Genomic DNA, 2,607 nt, shown 5'->3' with positions numbered 1-2,607 from the left:
CGCAGTGATGCCTAACCCTTCCATCGAGGGGGACGTCCAAGGGCTGGCGCCCTTGGCCGCCCCTCATGTCAAACGTTAGACCGCTATGACAGTCGCCCTCGACGAAGTATCTGAACTAAAGAATTTGCTTTCACCCTTGTTGGATGAATGCACTTTTGAAGAAGTTGAGTATGGTCAGTCAGATGCTCGAGTGATTCGAGTTCTATTTCCTGATCGCAATACCGCGTATCTAAAGTACGCCTCCGGATCTTCTGCTCAAGAAATTCTTCAAGAGCATCAGCGCACTAGATGGCTCAGAACACGAGCTCTCGTACCGGAAGTGATCTCATATGTCTCGACTTCAACTGTCACCATCCTGTTGACAAAAGCATTGATTGGCCACAATGCCGCTGACGCCGCAGATGCAGATCCAGTTATTGTTGTTGCAGAGATGGCACGAGCGTTACGCGACCTCCATTCGATCTCGCCTGACGATTGCCCATTCGACGAAAGGCTCCACCTGCGACTGAAGCTGGCTTCGGGCCGTTTGGAAGCCGGGTTAGTTGATGAGGAGGACTTTGATCACGCAAGGCAAGGCATGCTGGCGCGGGATGTTTACGAGCAACTTTTTATACAAATGCCTGGAGCGGAGCAGCTGGTAGTCACACATGGCGACGCCTGTCCCGAGAACTTCATCTTCCAAGGTAATGCCTTCGTCGGCTTCATAGACTGCGGTCGGGTCGGGCTTGCCGATAAGTATCAAGACCTGGCGCTTGCATCGAGAAACATTGACGCGGTATTTGGACCAGAACTCACTAACCAGTTCTTCATCGAGTATGGAGAGCCAAATCCGAACATAGCTAAGATTGAGTACTACCGGATCTTGGATGAGTTCTTCTAAGCGCGGTCTAACAATTCGTTCAAGCCGAGATCGCTTCGCGGCCGCGGAGTTGTTCTGTAAATTGTCACAACGCCGCGGCCGCAAAGCGCTCCGGCTTAACTCAGGCGTTAAACATCATGAGGGAAGCGGTGATCGCCGAAGTATCGACTCAACTATCAGAGGTAGTTGGCGTCATCGAGCGCCATCTCGAACCGACGTTGCTGGCCGTACATTTGTACGGCTCCGCAGTGGATGGCGGCCTGAAGCCACACAGTGATATTGATTTGCTGGTTACGGTGACCGTAAGGCTTGATGAAACAACGCGGCGAGCTTTGATCAACGACCTTTTGGAAACTTCGGCTTCCCCTGGAGAGAGCGAGATTCTCCGCGCTGTAGAAGTCACCATTGTTGTGCACGACGACATCATTCCGTGGCGTTATCCAGCTAAGCGCGAACTGCAATTTGGAGAATGGCAGCGCAATGACATTCTTGCAGGTATCTTCGAGCCAGCCACGATCGACATTGATCTGGCTATCTTGCTGACAAAAGCAAGAGAACATAGCGTTGCCTTGGTAGGTCCAGCGGCGGAGGAACTCTTTGATCCGGTTCCTGAACAGGATCTATTTGAGGCGCTAAATGAAACCTTAACGCTATGGAACTCGCCGCCCGACTGGGCTGGCGATGAGCGAAATGTAGTGCTTACGTTGTCCCGCATTTGGTACAGCGCAGTAACCGGCAGAATCGCGCCGAAGGATGTCGCTGCCGACTGGGCAATGGAGCGCCTGCCGGCCCAGTATCAGCCCGTCATACTTGAAGCTAGACAGGCTTATCTTGGACAAGAAGAAGATCGCTTGGCCTCGCGCGCAGATCAGTTGGAAGAATTTGTTCACTACGTGAAAGGCGAGATCACCAAGGTAGTCGGCAAATAATACATGTTAGGCGACGCGTGGAGTCGCTCTAGAATTTTCGGGTACAAATTTTATGACGAATTATTTTGAGAGTCCCTTCAAAGGGAAGCTTCTGACTGAGCAGGTGAAGAATCCGAACATCAAGGTAGGGCGGTATAGCTACTATTCCGGCTATTACCATGGGCACTCGTTTGATGATTGTGCTCGCTACCTTCTACCAGACCGTGATGACGTTGATCAGCTGATTATCGGCAGCTTCTGCTCCATCGGATCAGGCGCAGCTTTTATTATGGCTGGGAATCAAGGCCACCGATATGATTGGGTCTCTTCTTTCCCTTTCTTCTACATGAACGAGGAGCCCGCGTTTGCAAAATCAGTCGATGCATTCCAGCGGGCTGGCGACACAGTTATAGGAAGTGATGTGTGGATCGGTTCGGAGGCCATGATCATGCCCGGGATCAAGATCGGGCATGGAGCGGTGATAGGTAGCCGCGCTTTGGTTGCCAAAGACGTGGAACCCTACACCATAGTGGGGGGAAACCCTGCAAAGTCGATTAGGAAGCGCTTTTCTGAAGAAGAAATTTCTATGCTTTTAGATATGGCTTGGTGGGATTGGCCGCTGGAACAAATCAAGGAAGCAATGCCTTTTCTTTGTTCGTCTGGCATTGCCAGCCTGTATCGTCGCTGGCAAGGCACAAGCGCCTAACAATACGCTACACACGGACAAATTACTCGCTGCGCTCCTAATTTGCCGGTGAGCGTGGCGTTAGATGCACTAAGCACATAATTGCTCACAGCCAAACTATCAGGTCAAGTCTGCTTTTATTATTTTTAAGCGTG

3 protein-coding genes are annotated in these 2,607 nt (G+C 51.2%); all 3 read left to right on the top strand.

What is annotated here, in order from left to right; genetic code table 11:
* Positions 1 to 85: 85 nt before the first annotated feature.
* A complete protein-coding gene (gene aph(3')-XV, locus QMN38_RS26425; protein ID WP_019407932.1) occupies positions 86 to 880 on the top strand; it encodes an aminoglycoside O-phosphotransferase APH(3')-XV in 795 nt (264 codons plus the stop codon).
* A gap of 116 nt (positions 881 to 996) precedes the next feature.
* Positions 997 to 1,788 (top strand): ANT(3'')-Ia family aminoglycoside nucleotidyltransferase AadA1, encoded by a 792-nt coding sequence (gene aadA1, locus QMN38_RS26420; RefSeq protein WP_001206317.1) that lies wholly within the window; start codon positions 997 to 999, stop codon positions 1,786 to 1,788.
* Between the two features lie 52 nt (positions 1,789 to 1,840).
* Entirely contained in the window at positions 1,841 to 2,473 is a 633-nt protein-coding gene (locus QMN38_RS26415) for a type B-2 chloramphenicol O-acetyltransferase CatB2 (RefSeq protein WP_012477387.1), read from the top strand.
* The last annotated feature ends 134 nt before the right edge of the window (positions 2,474 to 2,607 follow it).

This window comes from Citrobacter sp. R-1.5.2 (assembly GCF_035064245.1).
Lineage (GTDB): Bacteria > Pseudomonadota > Gammaproteobacteria > Enterobacterales > Enterobacteriaceae > Citrobacter.
This window is presented reverse-complemented; position numbering and strand designations above follow the sequence as displayed.

What these genes read in the sequence shown, in the direction of transcription:
- aadA1 (WP_001206317.1), top strand. Translation starts at nt 997, where the DNA reads ATGAGGGAAGCGGTGATCGCCGAAGTATCGACTCAACTATCAGAGGTA.
- QMN38_RS26415 (WP_012477387.1), top strand. Translation starts at nt 1,841, where the DNA reads ATGACGAATTATTTTGAGAGTCCCTTCAAAGGGAAGCTTCTGACTGAG.